15 protein-coding genes are annotated in these 14,403 nt (G+C 67.0%); 7 read left to right on the forward strand and 8 right to left on the reverse strand.

What is annotated here, in order from left to right; genetic code table 11:
• Positions 1–613: 613 nt before the first annotated feature.
• Entirely contained in the window at positions 614–1,393 is a 780-nt protein-coding gene (gene yaaA / locus RTK35_RS19555; protein ID WP_044411746.1) for a peroxide stress protein YaaA, read from the reverse strand.
• A gap of 180 nt (positions 1,394–1,573) precedes the next feature.
• Between yaaA and RTK35_RS19560 the strand changes: the two genes are divergently transcribed.
• The 6 genes from RTK35_RS19560 to moaE all read left to right on the forward strand — a co-directional run bounded on the left by RTK35_RS19560 (position 1,574) and on the right by moaE (position 6,961).
• Positions 1,574–2,758: a tetratricopeptide repeat protein gene (locus RTK35_RS19560; protein WP_316908782.1), complete on the forward strand. Its 1,185-nt coding sequence runs from the start codon at positions 1,574–1,576 to the stop codon at positions 2,756–2,758.
• A 68-nt stretch (positions 2,759–2,826) separates the two neighbouring features.
• Positions 2,827–3,954, forward strand: coding sequence for a polysaccharide deacetylase family protein (locus RTK35_RS19565; RefSeq protein WP_074970786.1), 1,128 nt, complete (start codon positions 2,827–2,829; stop codon positions 3,952–3,954).
• Positions 3,955–4,265: 311 nt separating this feature from the next.
• Positions 4,266–5,657: a PhoH family protein gene (locus RTK35_RS19570; protein WP_044411740.1), complete on the forward strand. Its 1,392-nt coding sequence runs from the start codon at positions 4,266–4,268 to the stop codon at positions 5,655–5,657.
• 119 nt (positions 5,658–5,776) lie between these two features.
• A complete protein-coding gene (moaC, locus tag RTK35_RS19575; RefSeq protein ID WP_044411737.1) occupies positions 5,777–6,247 on the forward strand; it encodes a cyclic pyranopterin monophosphate synthase MoaC in 471 nt (156 codons plus the stop codon).
• A 2-nt stretch (positions 6,248–6,249) separates the two neighbouring features.
• Entirely contained in the window at positions 6,250–6,498 is a 249-nt protein-coding gene (locus RTK35_RS19580) for a MoaD/ThiS family protein (protein WP_316908783.1), read from the forward strand.
• Position 6,499: 1 nt separating this feature from the next.
• A complete protein-coding gene (moaE, locus tag RTK35_RS19585) occupies positions 6,500–6,961 on the forward strand; it encodes a molybdopterin synthase catalytic subunit MoaE (protein WP_044411731.1) in 462 nt (153 codons plus the stop codon).
• Between the two features lie 3 nt (positions 6,962–6,964).
• Here the strand turns inward: moaE and RTK35_RS19590 are convergent, their stop codons facing one another.
• Together RTK35_RS19590 and RTK35_RS19595 are read right to left on the reverse strand one after the other, a co-directional pair.
• Complete coding sequence (locus RTK35_RS19590) at positions 6,965–7,129, reverse strand: hypothetical protein (RefSeq protein ID WP_164707481.1); 165 nt, start codon at positions 7,127–7,129, stop codon at positions 6,965–6,967.
• A gap of 69 nt (positions 7,130–7,198) precedes the next feature.
• Entirely contained in the window at positions 7,199–7,339 is a 141-nt protein-coding gene (locus RTK35_RS19595; RefSeq protein ID WP_222900201.1) for a hypothetical protein, read from the reverse strand.
• 89 nt (positions 7,340–7,428) lie between these two features.
• On the opposite strand from RTK35_RS19595, the gene RTK35_RS19600 reads away from it, so the two are divergent.
• On the forward strand, positions 7,429–8,205 hold the full coding sequence (locus RTK35_RS19600; protein WP_074970788.1) for an ABC transporter substrate-binding protein: 777 nt from the start codon (positions 7,429–7,431) through the stop codon (positions 8,203–8,205).
• A 439-nt stretch (positions 8,206–8,644) separates the two neighbouring features.
• On the opposite strand, the gene RTK35_RS19605 is transcribed toward RTK35_RS19600, so the two are convergent.
• The 5 genes from RTK35_RS19605 to RTK35_RS19625 form a co-directional block, all read right to left on the reverse strand.
• Positions 8,645–9,286, reverse strand: a complete 642-nt coding sequence (locus tag RTK35_RS19605; RefSeq protein WP_044411726.1) for a transcriptional regulator — start codon at positions 9,284–9,286, stop codon at positions 8,645–8,647.
• Between the two features lie 76 nt (positions 9,287–9,362).
• Positions 9,363–10,487 (reverse strand): FAD-binding oxidoreductase, encoded by a 1,125-nt coding sequence (locus RTK35_RS19610; RefSeq protein ID WP_316908784.1) that lies wholly within the window; start codon positions 10,485–10,487, stop codon positions 9,363–9,365.
• Positions 10,484–11,440: an ornithine cyclodeaminase family protein gene (locus RTK35_RS19615; RefSeq protein ID WP_316908785.1), complete on the reverse strand. Its 957-nt coding sequence runs from the start codon at positions 11,438–11,440 to the stop codon at positions 10,484–10,486. Before RTK35_RS19615 ends, RTK35_RS19610 begins: the two co-directional genes overlap by 4 nt.
• Before the next feature lie 173 nt (positions 11,441–11,613).
• Positions 11,614–13,110 (reverse strand): ATP-dependent RNA helicase RhlB, encoded by a 1,497-nt coding sequence (rhlB, locus tag RTK35_RS19620; RefSeq protein ID WP_316908786.1) that lies wholly within the window; start codon positions 13,108–13,110, stop codon positions 11,614–11,616.
• 95 nt (positions 13,111–13,205) lie between these two features.
• The gene (locus RTK35_RS19625; RefSeq protein ID WP_044411720.1) at positions 13,206–14,369 is read right to left on the reverse strand and encodes a dipeptidase; all 1,164 of its coding nucleotides are present in this window, start codon (positions 14,367–14,369) and stop codon (positions 13,206–13,208) included.
• Positions 14,370–14,403: the final 34 nt, after the last annotated feature.

A 14,403-nucleotide genomic window follows, 5' to 3' on the forward strand; every position in this document is an offset into this window, starting at 1 on the left:
CTGCGGGTACCTGAAGCGGAGCCTGTAATGACGCTGGCTCCAGAGAGTCCTGGACTGATCACCTCAACGGCTCTGGCCCTTGGTTTTTATGTCACTCGTCGAAAATGGCGTTGCACTCCTTGTTCAAGTGGAACTTTCCGTTACGCATAACTACCCCCTCGGAGTGCTCCGATAGCGGGGGCAGTTTTCATAGTCAGTAAGAAACGGAAATATGAAGAATTATGTGTCGCGGTTTATGAGTGTGGGGCTGTTTGGATAGTTCCGGCCATTCGTCAATATTTTGCGGCGTTTCACTTTTTCGATGAGCGGTAAGTTTGGCATCACAATGATGGCAAAGTTTGCTTACTTCTAACTTGCGAAAAAGTTCAAACTTTCAAACGCCAGGCGTGGCGCGGGTTTGCGCTGTAGGGCGCGTGCTAGAGGGCGCGGAGGAAGTTGGAAAAGTATTCGCTGGTAGGCCGCTACCGTTATTGCACGGTGATATCAAAGTCTGCCGGCAAGCGGTGAAGTGGGAAGTGCGTTGGGCGGGATGGTTATAAGACCCTTCATCGGGTCGGGGGCATAAGCGGGGGGAGGCACGTGCCCCTCCGGGGAGGAGGGGCGAGGGGGCGGGTCAGTCCTGCGGGGTGTCGCGCAGGAACACCAGCTTGTTCTCGCTGGAGGCTTCGGCGGCGAAGCGGTAGCCCTGGTAGTCGAAGTCCTTCAGGCCCTGCGGGTCGGTGAGGCGCTCCTTGATCACGTAGCGGGCCATCAGGCCGCGGGCCTTCTTGGCGTAGAAGCTGATGATCTTGTACTGGCCGTTCTTCAGGTCCTTGAATTCGGTGTCGATGATGCGGGCGTCCAGCACCTTGCGCTTCACGGCGCTGAAGTACTCGTTGGAGGCCAGGTTGAGCAGGACGTTGTCGCCCTGTTCGGCCAGGGCTTCGTTGAGCCAGGTGCTGATGCGCTCGCCCCAGAAGGCGTAGAGGTCCTTGCCCCGGGCGTTGGCCAGCTTGGTGCCCATTTCCAGGCGATAGGGCTGCATCAGGTCCAGCGGGCGCAGCAGGCCGTAGAGGCCGGAGAGCATGCGCAGGTGGCGCTGGGCGAAGTCGAAGTCGGCTTCGGCGAAGCTTTCGGCGTCGAGGCCGGTGTAGACGTCGCCCTTGAAGGCCAGCAGGGCCTGCTTGGCGTTCTCCGGGGTGAAGTCGGGGTGCCAGCTGCCGTAGCGCGCGGCGTTGAGGCCGGCGAGCTTGTCGGACAGGTGCATCAGCTCGGCGATGTCGGCCGGGGCCAGGGTGCGCAGTTGCTGGATCAGCTCCTGGGCGTGGTCCAGGTGGCGGGGTTGGGTGTAGCGGTCGGTGACCGGTGGGGTTTCGTAGTCCAGGGTCTTGGCGGGCGAAATCACCATCAGCATCGGCTTGTCTCCTTCGGCAATGGCGCGATTGTAGGGACTTGCCCGTGCAGGCTCCACCTATCGCCCCGATTGAGCCGGCAGGGGCCATGCCCCGCGTCACACACCGGGCCGGGAGGCTGCGCTATAGTGCGCTCCCCTGCGGCCCTGGCCGCCCATTCCCCGACTGACAAGGAGGTCGTTGTGAAGACCCTCTCGCGTATCGCACTTTCCCTGCTGTTCGCTTCCGGTGCCGTGGTGGCCCAGGCCGCGCCGGTCTCCATCGAGGTGCTGAGCGCCGTGGTGAAGGACGAGAAGATTGCCGGCGCCGAGGTGCTGCTGCAGAAGAACGGTGCCCAGACCGTGACCGGCCGTACCGATGCCCAGGGCCGCGTGACCCTGGACAGCAGCTTTGCCGATGACCCGGAAAGCCTGGTGATCGTGAAGAAGGACGGCTACTCCAACCTCGTTGCCAAGTGCCCGTGCACCGGCATGACCTATGCCATCAGCCCGGTGATGAAGGACCTGGACGGCTTGCGCATCGTGCTGAGCTGGGGCGAGAAGCCGGAGGACCTGGACTCCCACATCGCCTACCCGGGCAACCACATCTACTTCGCCGAGAAGGAAGGCACCGACGCCGACCTGGACGTGGACGACACCGACAGCTACGGCCCGGAGACCATCACCCTGCACAAGAAGCGCTACGGCGAGACCTACGTCTACGCGGTGCATGACTTCACCAACCGGGACAACCCGTCCTCCAAGGCACTGGCGGGCAGCCAGGCGAAGGTGTTCGTCTACGTCGGCCAGTCCCTGGTGCGCACCTACTACGTGCCCAAGGAACAGCGCGGCAACCTGTGGAAGGTGTTCCGCATCACCGCATCCGGTGACTTCCAGGACATCAACACCCTGGAGGGCAGCCAGGCGAAGGATGCGGCCTACGTGCTGGGCGACATCGAGCCGCTGCTCAACGAGGGCCGCAGCGTGGCCGCGCAGGCGGCTTCCCAGGTTGCACAGGGCGATGCCAAGGCGCTGAACCGCAAGGGCGAGGCGGCCTACCACGAAGGCAAGCTGGATCTGGCCATCGACTTCTACCGCCAGGCCATCGAGCTGGATGCCAACTACGGCCAGGCCTACAGCAACCTCGGCCTGGCCTACCAGAAGGCCAACCGCACCGCCGAGGCCATCTGGGCCAACCGCAAGGCCATCGCCCTGGCCACGGGTGCCAACGCGGCCACCGTGCGTGCCAGCTCCTACTACAACATCGCCCGCATCTACGAGGCGGCCGAGCAGTACGACGATGCCCTGCGCCACTACCACCTGGCCAAGGAACAGAAGGCGAACCCGGTGTACGACAAGGCGATCCAACGGGTTCAGGACCGCCACTGATCCCTCCCTGCTGACAGCGCGCCCCTTCGGGGGCGCGTTCGTTTCCGCTGCCGTGAACGGAGAACGCCATGTTCCGTACCCTCGCTTTCGGTGCCGCACTGCTCGGCGCCACCTTCGCCCAGGCCGCCGGCCCCAGCCGCATCGCCCTGATCGACCGCTCCACCTGGCCCGCTGCGCTGGATTCGCCGGCGGCCTTCGATGACGCCTCCCGGGGCGAGATCCTGGTCTTCGCCCAGACCCTGCTGCAGAGCGAGGGGCTGGACGCCGCCGCCTGGCAGCAACGCCTGGGCCTGAAGGCGGTGGACCTGGACGGCATCGCCACGGTGCGCAAGCGCTTCTGGGCGCGCCTGGCGGAGAACTACCGGCTGGCCAGCCAGGGCTGTGACGCCACGCGGCCGTTCTGCGAGCCGGCGGCTGACGAGGCGGCGCTGCGCGAGCGCGCCCGGCGCTTCGAGGTGACGCCGGATTCGCCGTTCTTCGCCTGGTCCGAGGCCAGCCGGGGCTTCCACCTGCGCTACCTGGACGAGCAGATGCGCCTGGCGGCGTTGTTCCCGCGCATCAGCAGCGAGATCGGCCTGTTCTCCGAGCAGGAGCGCAACGGCGATGAGCTGAAGGACCGGCAGTTCCTGCTCACCTTCGACGATGGTCCGACGCCCCGTGACGGCCTCAGTGATCGCCTCACCACCTGGCTGCGCGAGCAGCACATGAGCGCGACCTTCTACGTGCTGGGGCAGGGGTTCCAGACCCGCCTGGGCAAGTCCTCGCCGGAGGCGATGCGCCAGCTCTACGCCGGCCAGTGCGTCGGGCTGCATGGCTGGGAGCACAAGTCCCACAGCAGCTGGGACCAGTGGCAGGACTCGGTGGTGCGGGTGCGTGATCTGGTGGCCCGCACGCTGCCGGACAACGCCGTGCCGCTGTTCCGCCCGCCCTATGGCCAGCGTCGTGCCGACAGCGGGGCGTTCTTCGCCGCCCAGGGGCTGACGGTGGCGCTGTGGAACATCGATTCGCAGGACTGGAACGCGCGCATCAGCGGCGACGAAGCGGCGCAGCGGGTGCTGAACCTGATGCTGCTGTGGCGCCGGGGCGTGGTGCTGTTCCATGACATCCACCCGAAGGCGCTGGCGGCGGTGCCGTGGCTCAAGGACCGGACGGCCCTGGCGGGAGTGGACTGGATGCCGTGCAACACCTACCGCTGAGGGCAGCGGAGCGGCGAGGGCAGGGGGGACTTCGGACTTTAGCGGCGCCCCTGTCCGGCGCCAAGGGTTATTCGTCGAGGGATAAAAAAAGGTTTTTGCGGACCAAAAAGTTCTTTTTTCTGTCATCTCTCTTGGGTTATTAACGAATCAGACCGCCGAATCCTGAGGACAGGGTGGCGGCCCCAGGCCCTCATCCTCCTCATGGAGTCCCTGGCTCCCGGCATGACCCGGGCAGGCAGGGCGGCAGTCCTTCCTCGGCGGAGCGCCGTACCGGCATTCCGTCGCCCGGACCGACAAGAAGGTGACCGAGTATGGATGACCACGGACGCGCCCGCTCCACCGCTCCAACCCTCTACGCCCTCGATACCAACGTTCTGATCCACGATCCCAACGCCCTCCTCAACTTCGAAGAACACCATGTGGCCATCCCCATGACGGTGCTGGAGGAACTGGACAAGCTCAAGAGTGGCAAGCAGGGCGTGGCCGCCGAATGCCGGCAGGCCATCCGCCTCATCGACAAGATCCTCGGTGGCGCGACCCCCGAGGAGGTGGAGCACGGCGTACCGATCCAGCGCGAGAAGAGCGGCCCCTGCGGCTTCCTCTCGATCCTCATGAGCAAGAGCGCAGCCCCCATCACCTGGCTGCCGGACAACCTCAACGACAACCGCATCATCAACCAGCTGGTGGAGCTGAAGACCCGCCGGCCCGGCCTGTCCGTGGTGCTGGTCACCAAGGACATCAACATGCGCCTGAAGGCGCGCGCCTGTGGCATCGATGCCGAGGACTACCACACCGACCAGTTGGTGGACGACGTGTCCCTGCTGTCCCGTGGTTATCACGACATGCCCGGTTCCTTCTGGGAGCGCGTCAGCAAGGTGGAGACCCGCCAGGACCACGGCCGCACCTGGCACCGGGTTCAGCTCACCGACAACCTGCCGGCGGTGCACGTCAACGAGTTCATCGTCGACGAGCAGGGCTTCGTCGGCTGGATCAAGGGCATCCAGGGCACCGAGCTGACCATCCTCGACCTGCACCAGGAGCCGTTGCTGCACCAGGAAGCCTGGGGCCTGCGCCCGCGTGACGTGTACCAGGCGCTGGCGCTGTACGCGCTGCTCGACCCGGACATCCACCTGGTCAACCTGTCCGGCGCCGCCGGCTCGGGCAAGACCATCCTGGCGCTGGCCGCAGCCATCGAGCAGACCATGGTGACCAAGCGCTACCGGCGCATCATCGCCACCCGCAGCGTGCAGGGGCTGGACCAGGAGATCGGCTTCCTGCCCGGCACCGAGGCCGAGAAGATGGAGCCCTGGCTGGGCGCCATCACCGACAACCTCGAAGCCCTGCACATGGATGACGAGAGCACCCACGGCAGCGTGGACTACATCCTCAGCAAGGTGCCGCTGCAGTTCAAATCGCTGAACTACATCCGCGGGCGCAGCTTCCAGCAGAGCCTGATCATCATCGACGAGTGCCAGAACCTCACCCCGCACCAGATGAAGACCATCATCACCCGCGCCGGCACCGGCTCGAAGGTGATCTGCCTGGGCAACCTCGCGCAGATCGACACCCCCTACCTGTCGGCGCCCAGCTCGGGCCTGACCTACCTGACCGAACGCTTCAAGGACTTCCCCCACGGCGTTCACATCACCCTCCAGGGCGTCCCGCGTTCGGTGCTCGCCGAATACGCCGAAGCCCACATGTAGCTGCCGTCGCCGCCGGGCGCTCACCCGCCCGGCGGCGAAAGCGCGACCGCCGCCGGCTCTTCTGTATACAATTCGCCTCCTGCGGCCCGCTCCCACCGGGTCGCCCGAGGAGACTTGCAGTGCTGACCCATCTCGATTCCCAAGGCCGCGCCAACATGGTCGACGTCACCGAAAAAGCGGTGACCGCCCGTGAGGCGACGGCCGAAGCGCGGGTGCGCATGCGCCCGGAAACCCTGGCGATGATCCAGGCCGGCGGCCACCCCAAGGGCGACGTGTTCGCCGTGGCGCGCATCGCCGGCATCCAGGCGGCGAAGAAGACGTCCGACCTCATCCCCCTCTGCCATCCGCTGATGCTCACCAGCGTCAAGGTGGAGCTGGCTGCCGAAGGCGACGACGTGGTGCATATCGTCGCCCGCTGCAAGCTGGCCGGGCAGACCGGCGTGGAGATGGAGGCCCTCACCGCCGCCAGCGTCGCCGCGCTGACCCTCTACGACATGTGCAAGGCCGTGGACCGTGGCATGACCATCGAGTCCGTGCGGCTGCTGGAAAAGCTCGGCGGCAAGAGCGGCCACTACCAGGCGGAGGCGTGACCATGATCCGTGTGCAGTACTTCGCCCGTTACCGCGAGGCCCTCGGCCTGGATGGCGAGCAACTGGCCTGGGACCCGGCCTTCGCACGCCTCGACGACCTGCGCCAGCACCTCGCGGCGCGCGGCGGCGTGTGGGCGGTGCTCGACGAGCAGAACCTCATGTGCGCCCGCAACCAGGAGCTGTGCAGCCTCGACGACGCGCTGGCCGAAGGCGACGAAGTGGCCTTCTTCCCCACCGTGACCGGAGGCTGACATGGCCATTCGCGTGCAGAGCGCTGCCTTCGACCCGGGCGTTGAACTCAATGCCCTGCACGCCGCCAACGTCGGTGTCGGTGCGGTGGTGGGGTTCGTCGGCTACGTGCGGGACTTCAACGACGGCCAGGACGTGGCCGGGATGTTCCTTGAGCACTACCCGGGCATGACCGAGAAGGCGCTGCAGAAGATCGCCGACGAGGCCTCGGCCCGCTGGCCGCTGCTCAACATCGACATCCTCCACCGCATCGGTCGGCTGGAGCCGGGCGAGCCCATCGTCTTCGTCGGCACCGCCAGCGCCCACCGCCAGGCCGCGTTCGACGCGTGCAACTTCGTCATGGACTTCCTCAAGACCCGCGCGCCGTTCTGGAAGAAGGAAGACACCCCCGACGGCCCCCGCTGGGTCGAGGGCCGCTGCAGCGACCAGGCCGCCGCGAAGCGCTGGGATACCCCCGAGGGCTGAGGCTCAGCCCAGCTCGATGTACATCTTGAAGACGATGGGCATGAACATGGACGCCGTGCCCAGCCCCGTCAGCCACACCCCCCATTCCTTCTCCCGGTTGCTGAAGCCGATGCCCAGCAACAGGAAGCCTGCCACCAGCAGCGTGATCATCAGGTGTACGTGGTCCATGGCCTGCCTCTCCCGTTGGGTTGCCTGTAGGCAGCCTAGACGCCCCGTCGGGTCGCGGCATGACCTGGGTCAGCCGTGCCGGCCATTGAGCGGCCGATTGACGATCTGTACATAAAAGTCCAGAGTGGACTGAAATTCCAATAACAAGGTGTCGCCGTGCCGCGCGATCCCCTTTTCCTTCTCCACACCGCCTGCCTGCGCCAGCCGCATGTACCGGTCACTGCCCTCCTTCAACGCCCACCACGACAGGGCTCGCCCCTGAACGGGCGGGCCCACACATGCACAGCGGGAGTCGCACCATGAAGAAACTCGTCCTCCTTGGCAGCCTTGCCCTCGGCCTCCTGGCCTCCACTGCGTTCGCGGCCGACAAGCCGTTGCGCATCGGCATCGAGGCGGCCTATCCACCCTTTGCCTACAAGACGCCCGACGGGCAGATCGCCGGCTTCGACTACGACATCGGCAACGCCCTGTGCGCGGAGATGAAGGTGCAATGCCAGTGGGTGGAGCAGGAGTTCGACGGCCTGATCCCCTCGCTGAAGGTGAAGAAGGTGGACGCCATCCTCTCGTCCATGACCATCACCGAGGAACGCCGCAAGTCGGTGGATTTCACCGGCAAGTACTACTACAGCCCCGCACGGCTGGCGATGAAGGCCGGCAGCAGCGTCGACGACGGCTTCGCCAGCCTGGTGGGCAAGACCGTCGGCACCCAGCGCTCCACCACCACCGACCGCTTCGCCACTGAGGTGCTGGAGCCCAAGGGCGTGAAGGTGGTGCGCTACAGCACCCAGAACGAGATCTACCTGGACCTGCTCTCCGGACGCCTGGATGCGGTGCTGGCCGATGTGTTCCCGCTCAACGAGGGGTTCCTCAAGACCGACAACGGCAAGGGCTACGCCTTCGTCGGCCCGGTGCTGAACGACCCTCGCTACTTCGGCGAAGGCGCCGGCATCGCCGTGCGCAAGGGCGACACCGCACTGCGTGACAAGCTGGACGCCGCCATCAAGGCCCTGCGCGCCAACGGCACCTACCAGACGATTCAGGCGAAGTACTTCGATTTCGATATCTACGGGGATTGATCGGAAGCGAGCGATGCAGGAGCGAGTTCTGCTCACGAAGAGCCGGGCGACTGAAGTCGCCCCTACAGGGCGCCGGATGGTTACTGTAGCCCGGACTTCAGTCCGGGGTTCGCGTGTATGTCCCGGGCTGAAGCCCGGGGCTACGAACGCCGTAGGAGTGAGCTCTGCTCGCGAAGAACCGGGCGACTGAAGTCGCCCCTACAGGGCGCCGGATGGTTTCCTGTAGCTCGGACTTCAGTCCGGGGTTCGTGTGTATGTCCCGGGCTGAAGCCCGGGCTACGAACGCTGCAGGAGCGAGTTCTGCTTGCGAAGAGCCGGGCGACTGAAGTCGCCCCTACAGGGCCCCGGATGGTTTCCTGTAGCCCGGACTTCAGTCCGGGGTTCGTGTGTATGTCCCGGGCTGAAGCCCGGGCTACGGGGCTGGCGCAACGAATGGCCCCTACCTATCCGTTTCGGGTTCTTCCTTGAGTTCGCGCAGGTGCTTGTAGACCGTGGCGCGGCCCATGTTGAGCACGTTGGCCACGTAGTTGGCGGCGCTCTTGCCCTTGAAGGCGCCCTCGGCATGCAGGGCCAGGACCAGCTCGCGCTTGTGCTCGCGGGTCAGCAGGTTGAGGCCGAGCTGGCGCTGGCGCATCCAGCTGTGGAGGAAGGTATTGATGCGCTCCTGCCAGTCGTCGCGGAACAGCGCGTCCGGCTGCGGGATCAGCTTGCCGGGGGCGAGGAACAGGTCCAGCGCCGCCTTGGCCGACTCGAACAGGGAGATGTTCAGGTTGATGCACAGCACCGCCACCGGCTTGCCCTCGGCATCGCGCAGCACGGTGCTCACCGAGCGGATCTTCTGGCCGTCCCAGTTGAGCTTCTCGTAGGGGCCGATGTTCCGCTCCTCGACCCCCTCTTCGAGCATGTCTTCCAGGGCCGAATCGTCGCCCACCGAGCGCTTGGACAGGTTGTGGGCGATGTAGTCGATCGCCTGCGTGCGCAGGTCGTGCACGACCACTTCGGCGTGGGGGAAGAACAGCGTGGCGATGGCGTCGGCGATGGCCCGGTAGTTGTCCAGATCGGGGGCAGGGCTTGGCGTCATGCGGGGCTCCAGGGACGGGAAACGACGCCGGCCCGGTGGCCGGCGCGGGGGAGTGTGGCGCAAAGCGCCGGGGCCGTCATCCCAGGCGGGCGGGGGCCAGCATCGCCTCGGTGAGACCGAAGCGGGCGAGGTGCTCGGGCAGCGGCTGGCGGCGGATCAGCGCGGCGCTGGCCTCGCCCATGGCAGCGGAGGTCTGGATGCCGTAGCCACCCTGGCCGGCCACCCAGTAGAAGCCCGGCAGGCGGGGGTCGTAGCCGGAGACCAGGTCGCCGTCGGCGAAGAACGAGCGCAGGCCGGCCCAGGTGCGGGCGGGGCGGCGGATGTTCAGCAGGGTGTGCTCCTCGATCTGGTAGATGCCCAGTGCGATGTCCAGCTCTTCGGGCTGCACGTCCTGGGGTTCCACCGGGTCGGCGTTGGCCGGGGAGCCCAGCAGCATCCCGGCATCGGGCTTGAAGTAGAAGGATTCGTCGAGGCTCACCAGCGCCGGCCAGGCGTGGCAGTCCATGCCTTCCGGCGGGGCGAAGATGAACGCCGCCCGGCGCTTGGGCTGCAGGCCCAGGGGGCGGGCCCCGGCCAGCTCGGCGACGCGGTCGCACCAGGCGCCGGCGGCGTTCACCACCACGGGGGCGCTGAAGCGGCCGGCACGGCTGTCCACCTGCCAGGTGTCGCCGTGGCGTTCGAGGGTGGCGACTTCGGCCCCGGTCAGTACCTCGCCGCCGTTGCGGCGGATGCCGCGCAGGTAGCCCTGGTGCAGGCCATCGGTGTCGATGTCGGCGGCGCTGGGGTCGAGCATGGCGCCGTGGACCTTCTCCCGGCGCAGCACCGGCACCAGGCTGCAGGCTTCGTCGGCGTCGAGCAGGCGCACGTCGGGCACCTGTTCCCGGGCGCTGTCGAACTGGCGCTGCAGTTCGTCACGGTCGCCGGTGAAGTCCACCACCATCTCGCCCCGTGGGGTGAGGATCGGGTGTTCGCAGAAACCCTCCGGCGGTGCATCGAAGAAGGCCCGGCTGGCCGCTGTGAGGGCGCGCACCTGGGGTGTGCCGTAGGCCACGGTGTAGAGCGCGGCGGAGCGCCCGGTGGCGTGGTAGCCGGCGTGCTCTTCGCGCTCCAGCAGCACGACCCGGCCGTGGCGCGACAGCCAATAGCCGGTGGAGGCGCCGGCGATGCCGCCGCCGATGATGATGAAGTCCGCCTGGGTCATGCCGTTTCCTCGTTGCTGAGCCGGTGCAGGGCGTGGGCCAGGGCGACGTCTTCGAGGCCCAGGCCGATGGAGCGGAAGAATACCGGACGCTGGTAGCCCGGGCGGGGCGCACGACCGGCCAGCAGCTCGGGCAGGTCGCCACGCAGGGCGTCGACGGACCAGCCGTGGTGTTCGGCCGCCAGTTGCATCTCCCCGGCGCTGGCGGGGGTGGTGGCGCGGTAGTCGCAGTACACGTCCATCGCGGCCAGGGCCTCGGGCGGCACCTCGTGGGCGCGCGGGGCATTGGTGCTGATGGAGGTGACCAGCGGCGCATGGCCGAGGCTGCGCGGGTCCAGCACCGGCCCGGCGGAGGAGGTGCAGAGCAGGATCACTCCGGCACCGGCCACGGCGTCGTCCTGCTGGGTGCAGAGGGTCACGCGCGGGTCCAGCGCGCGCAGGGCGTCGGCACGCTCGCCCTCGGCCTGCAGGCGCGGGGAGTGCACGCGGATGCGCTGCCAGGGCCGCAGCGCCAGGCAATGGCGGATGTGGGCACGGGCCACGGCGCCGCTGCCGATGACGGCCAGCTCGGTGGCATCGGCCGGGGCCAGGGCATCTACCGCCAGCGCCGTGGTGGCGGCGGTGCGCTCGGTGGTGAGGGTGGCGGCGTCGCAGAGCAGCAGCGGCTGGCCGTCCTGCATGGACATCAGCAGGGTCCAGGCGGTGACCACCGCCCCTTGCGGTTTGGGCAGGTAGGGCGAGGTCTTGACCCCGTAGACCTGCTCGCGGGCCAGTACGCCGAGGTAGTTGATGAAGTCGCCACCGCCGGGAAACGGCACCAGTTGCTGGGGGGGCTGCACGGCCTCCCCGGCGGCGAGGTCGAGGAACATGCCGCGCAGGGCGGCCTGGACGTCGATCCGTGGCAGCAGGCGTTCGGCTTCGTGGGCGGGGATGACCCGGGGCAGGGCGCTGGACATGGTGGGACTCCGCTGTAAACAATTTGTCTATAGTGGAATTTATTGTATCGATCAGCAAGTGCCGGACGATGGAGGGCGAGGAAATGGTGAGGTTTTTACATCGGGCTGCAGGGGGCTGAAATGAAAAAGGCGAAGCCCGGGGGCTTCGCCTTTTTCTGTCGCCTGGCGGCGGATCAGTGCTTGTTGCGCGGAACCGACTTGAGCAGTTCGGCCGGCGGCATTTCGCAGTTGATCTTGCGGCCCAGCAGCTCTTCGATCGGCGGCAGGGCGAAGGCATCGTCCTCGCCGGCGAAGCTGATGGAGGTGCCGCTGGTGCCGGCGCGGCCGGTACGACCGATGCGGTGCACGTAGTCGTCCGGGTCTTCCGGCAGGGTGAAGTTGATCACGTGGCTGATGCCGTCGACGTGGATGCCGCGACCGGCCACGTCGGTGGCGACGAGGACGCGGATCTTGCCTTCGCGGAAGCCTTCCAGGGTCTTGATGCGCTTGTGCTGGGGCACGTCACCGGACATCTGGGCGGCGCTGATGCCGTCCTTGGTGAGGCGTTCCTCGATGCGGCGCACTTCGTCCTTGCGGTTGGCGAAGACCATCACCCGTTCCCAGTTGTTCTGGGCCACCAGGTTGTAGAGCAGCTTGTACTTGTCGCTGCTGGCCACGGCGTAGACGTGCTGCTCGACGGTGTCGCTGGCGACGTTCTCCGGCTCGATCTCGACGATGGCGGGGTCGACGGTCCACTGCTTGGCCAGGTTCATCACGTCTTCCGTGAAGGTGGCGGAGAACAGCAGGGTCTGGCGCTCGCCCTTGGGCGGGGTCTGGCGGATGATCTGGCGGACCTGGGGGATGAAGCCCATGTCGAGCATGCGGTCGGCTTCGTCCAGCACCATGACTTCGACCATGTCCAGGTGGACTTCGCCGCGCTGGTTGAAGTCCAGCAGGCGGCCGGGGGTGGCCACGAGGATGTCGCAGAAGCGGCTTTCCAGCTGCTTGAGCTGCTTGTCGAAGTCCATGCCGCCGACGAAGCTCATCACGTTCAGGCCGGTGTACTTGGTCAGCGCCAGGGCGTCCTTGGCGATCTGCACCACCAGCTCGCGGGTCGGCGCGATGATCAGCGCACGGGGCTCGCCCATGTAGCGCTCTTTCGGCGGCGGGGTCTGCAGCAGCTGGGTGATGATCGAGATCAGGAAGGCGGCGGTCTTGCCGGTGCCGGTCTGGGCGCGGCCGATGGCGTCCTGGCCCTTGAGGGTGAAGCCCAGTACGCCGGCCTGGATCGGGGTGCAGTAGGGGAAGCCGAGGTCGTGGATGGCGTGCATCAGGCTCGGGGCGAGCTTGAAGTCGTGGAAGCGGGTCTTGCCTTCCATCGGCTCGACTACGAAATCTTCCAGCTTCCAGGTGTCCACCGGCTTGGGTGCGCGCTCGCGGCGGGGCTTCTCGCTGCGGGGCTTGTCGGTCTTGGGCTTGTCGGCGCGGGGGGCGTCGGCGGTCTTCTCGGTGCGCGGCTTGCGCTCGCCACGGGGGGCGTTGTCGCGGGCCGGCTTCTCGGCGCGTGGCGCCTGTTGCGCCGGTACGGGGCTGTTTTCACCTTCGCGGGTGGGGGTGGCCGGTGCGCTGGGTGCGCTACCGGCGAAGGGCGCTTCGCCCTTGCCGAATATCTTTTTGAGTGCTTTGAGCACGGTCATCTCGTCGATTGGTTAAGGAGTGAACGGGCGCCAGTGTAAAGCAAGAAGCCATCGCGGCGAAGGCCCCGGACTTTCCGGGGCCTGCAGCCTCACTCGGTGGGCAGGTTGGCCAGCAGCAGGCGGCGCACGTTGCCGCCCATGATGGCGGCGATATCGTCCTGGCTGAAGCCGGCCTTTTGCAGGCCTTCGGTCAGCAGGGCCAGGCCGCTGGTGTCGAACGGGGTGTGCACGGTGCCGTCGAAGTCCGAGCCCAGGGCGACGTGCTGGACGCCCGCCCGGTCGGCGGTGTAGCGGATGGCCTTGACGATGGCGTCCACCGAGGTGTCGCAGACGGCGGCGTCCCAGTAGCCGATGCCGATCACCCCGCCGGTGGCGGCGATCCGTTTGATGTGGTCGTCGGTGAGGTTGCGCGGCCCCTTGCAGGTGCCCTCGACACCGGTGTGGGAGACCAGCACCGGGCGCTCGGCGATCTTCAGCACGTCATCGATCAGGGCGCGGGAGGCGTGGGCCAGGTCCACCACCATGTGCTTCTCTTCGAGGCGGGCGATGACCCGACGGCCGAAGCGGGTCAGGCCGCCCTTTTCCATGCCGTGGGCGGAGCCGCCGATCTCGTTGTCGAAGAAGTGGGTCAGGCCGGTGATACGGAAACCGGCGTCATACAGGCGGTCGACGTTCTCCAGCTTGCCCTCCAGCGGGTGCAGGCCTTCGGTGGCGAGGATCGCGGCGACCCGCTGCGGGTCCTTCTGCCAGGCGGCGAGGAAGCCTTCCAGGTCGCCCCGGGTGCGTACCAGCACCAGCTTGCCGTCGCTGCGACGGGCGGCGTCCTCCAGCTTCTCGCCCTGGTACAGGGCGCGTTCCAGCAGGCTGTGCCAGGTGCGCGCCGGCCAGCGCTGGGCCATGGCCAGCAGGGTGATGTTGTCGCTGTCGCTGTCGTTCTTCTCGTAGTTGATGCCGCGCGGCGTCTTGGTGACGGTGGAGAACACCTGCAGGCCGACGTGGCCTTCCAGCAGGCGCGGCAGGTCGCTGTGGCCGTAGTCGTGGCGCTCCAGCAGGTCGCGCTGCCAGAGCAGGGCGTCGTCGTGCAGGTCGGCGACGAACAGGGTCTTGTGCAGGTCGGTGGCACTGGCGCCGGCCTGGTAGGGGCCGGGCTGGGCCACGGTGTTCATCCGCCGGTCCAGCAGGTTGGGCAGGGTGAAGAACACCGCCAGACCGAGCACGGCCACGACGGCCAGCGCGATGAGGACTTTGCGCATGGGAGCATCCCGCTTCTGTTGTTGTGGAGGCGCA

Source organism: Pseudomonas sp. zfem003 (assembly GCF_032621675.1).
Classification (GTDB): domain Bacteria; phylum Pseudomonadota; class Gammaproteobacteria; order Pseudomonadales; family Pseudomonadaceae; genus Metapseudomonas; species Metapseudomonas otitidis.

Bases quoted from the DNA above. Each gene is read 5' to 3' on its own strand.
- RTK35_RS19615 (WP_316908785.1), bottom strand. From the start codon at position 11,440: ATGTCCAGCGCCCTGCCCCGGGTCATCCCCGCCCACGAAGCCGAACGC.
- RTK35_RS19570 (WP_044411740.1), top strand. From the start codon at position 4,266: ATGGATGACCACGGACGCGCCCGCTCCACCGCTCCAACCCTCTACGCC.
- RTK35_RS19580 (WP_316908783.1), top strand. From the start codon at position 6,250: ATGATCCGTGTGCAGTACTTCGCCCGTTACCGCGAGGCCCTCGGCCTG.
- RTK35_RS19595 (WP_222900201.1), bottom strand. From the start codon at position 7,339: ATGCGGCTGGCGCAGGCAGGCGGTGTGGAGAAGGAAAAGGGGATCGCG.
- yaaA (WP_044411746.1), bottom strand. From the start codon at position 1,393: ATGCTGATGGTGATTTCGCCCGCCAAGACCCTGGACTACGAAACCCCA.
- RTK35_RS19590 (WP_164707481.1), bottom strand. From the start codon at position 7,129: ATGGACCACGTACACCTGATGATCACGCTGCTGGTGGCAGGCTTCCTG.
- moaE (WP_044411731.1), top strand. From the start codon at position 6,500: ATGGCCATTCGCGTGCAGAGCGCTGCCTTCGACCCGGGCGTTGAACTC.
- RTK35_RS19605 (WP_044411726.1), bottom strand. From the start codon at position 9,286: ATGACGCCAAGCCCTGCCCCCGATCTGGACAACTACCGGGCCATCGCC.
- RTK35_RS19565 (WP_074970786.1), top strand. From the start codon at position 2,827: ATGTTCCGTACCCTCGCTTTCGGTGCCGCACTGCTCGGCGCCACCTTC.
- RTK35_RS19610 (WP_316908784.1), bottom strand. From the start codon at position 10,487: ATGACCCAGGCGGACTTCATCATCATCGGCGGCGGCATCGCCGGCGCC.
- RTK35_RS19600 (WP_074970788.1), top strand. From the start codon at position 7,429: ATGAAGAAACTCGTCCTCCTTGGCAGCCTTGCCCTCGGCCTCCTGGCC.
- RTK35_RS19625 (WP_044411720.1), bottom strand. From the start codon at position 14,369: ATGCGCAAAGTCCTCATCGCGCTGGCCGTCGTGGCCGTGCTCGGTCTG.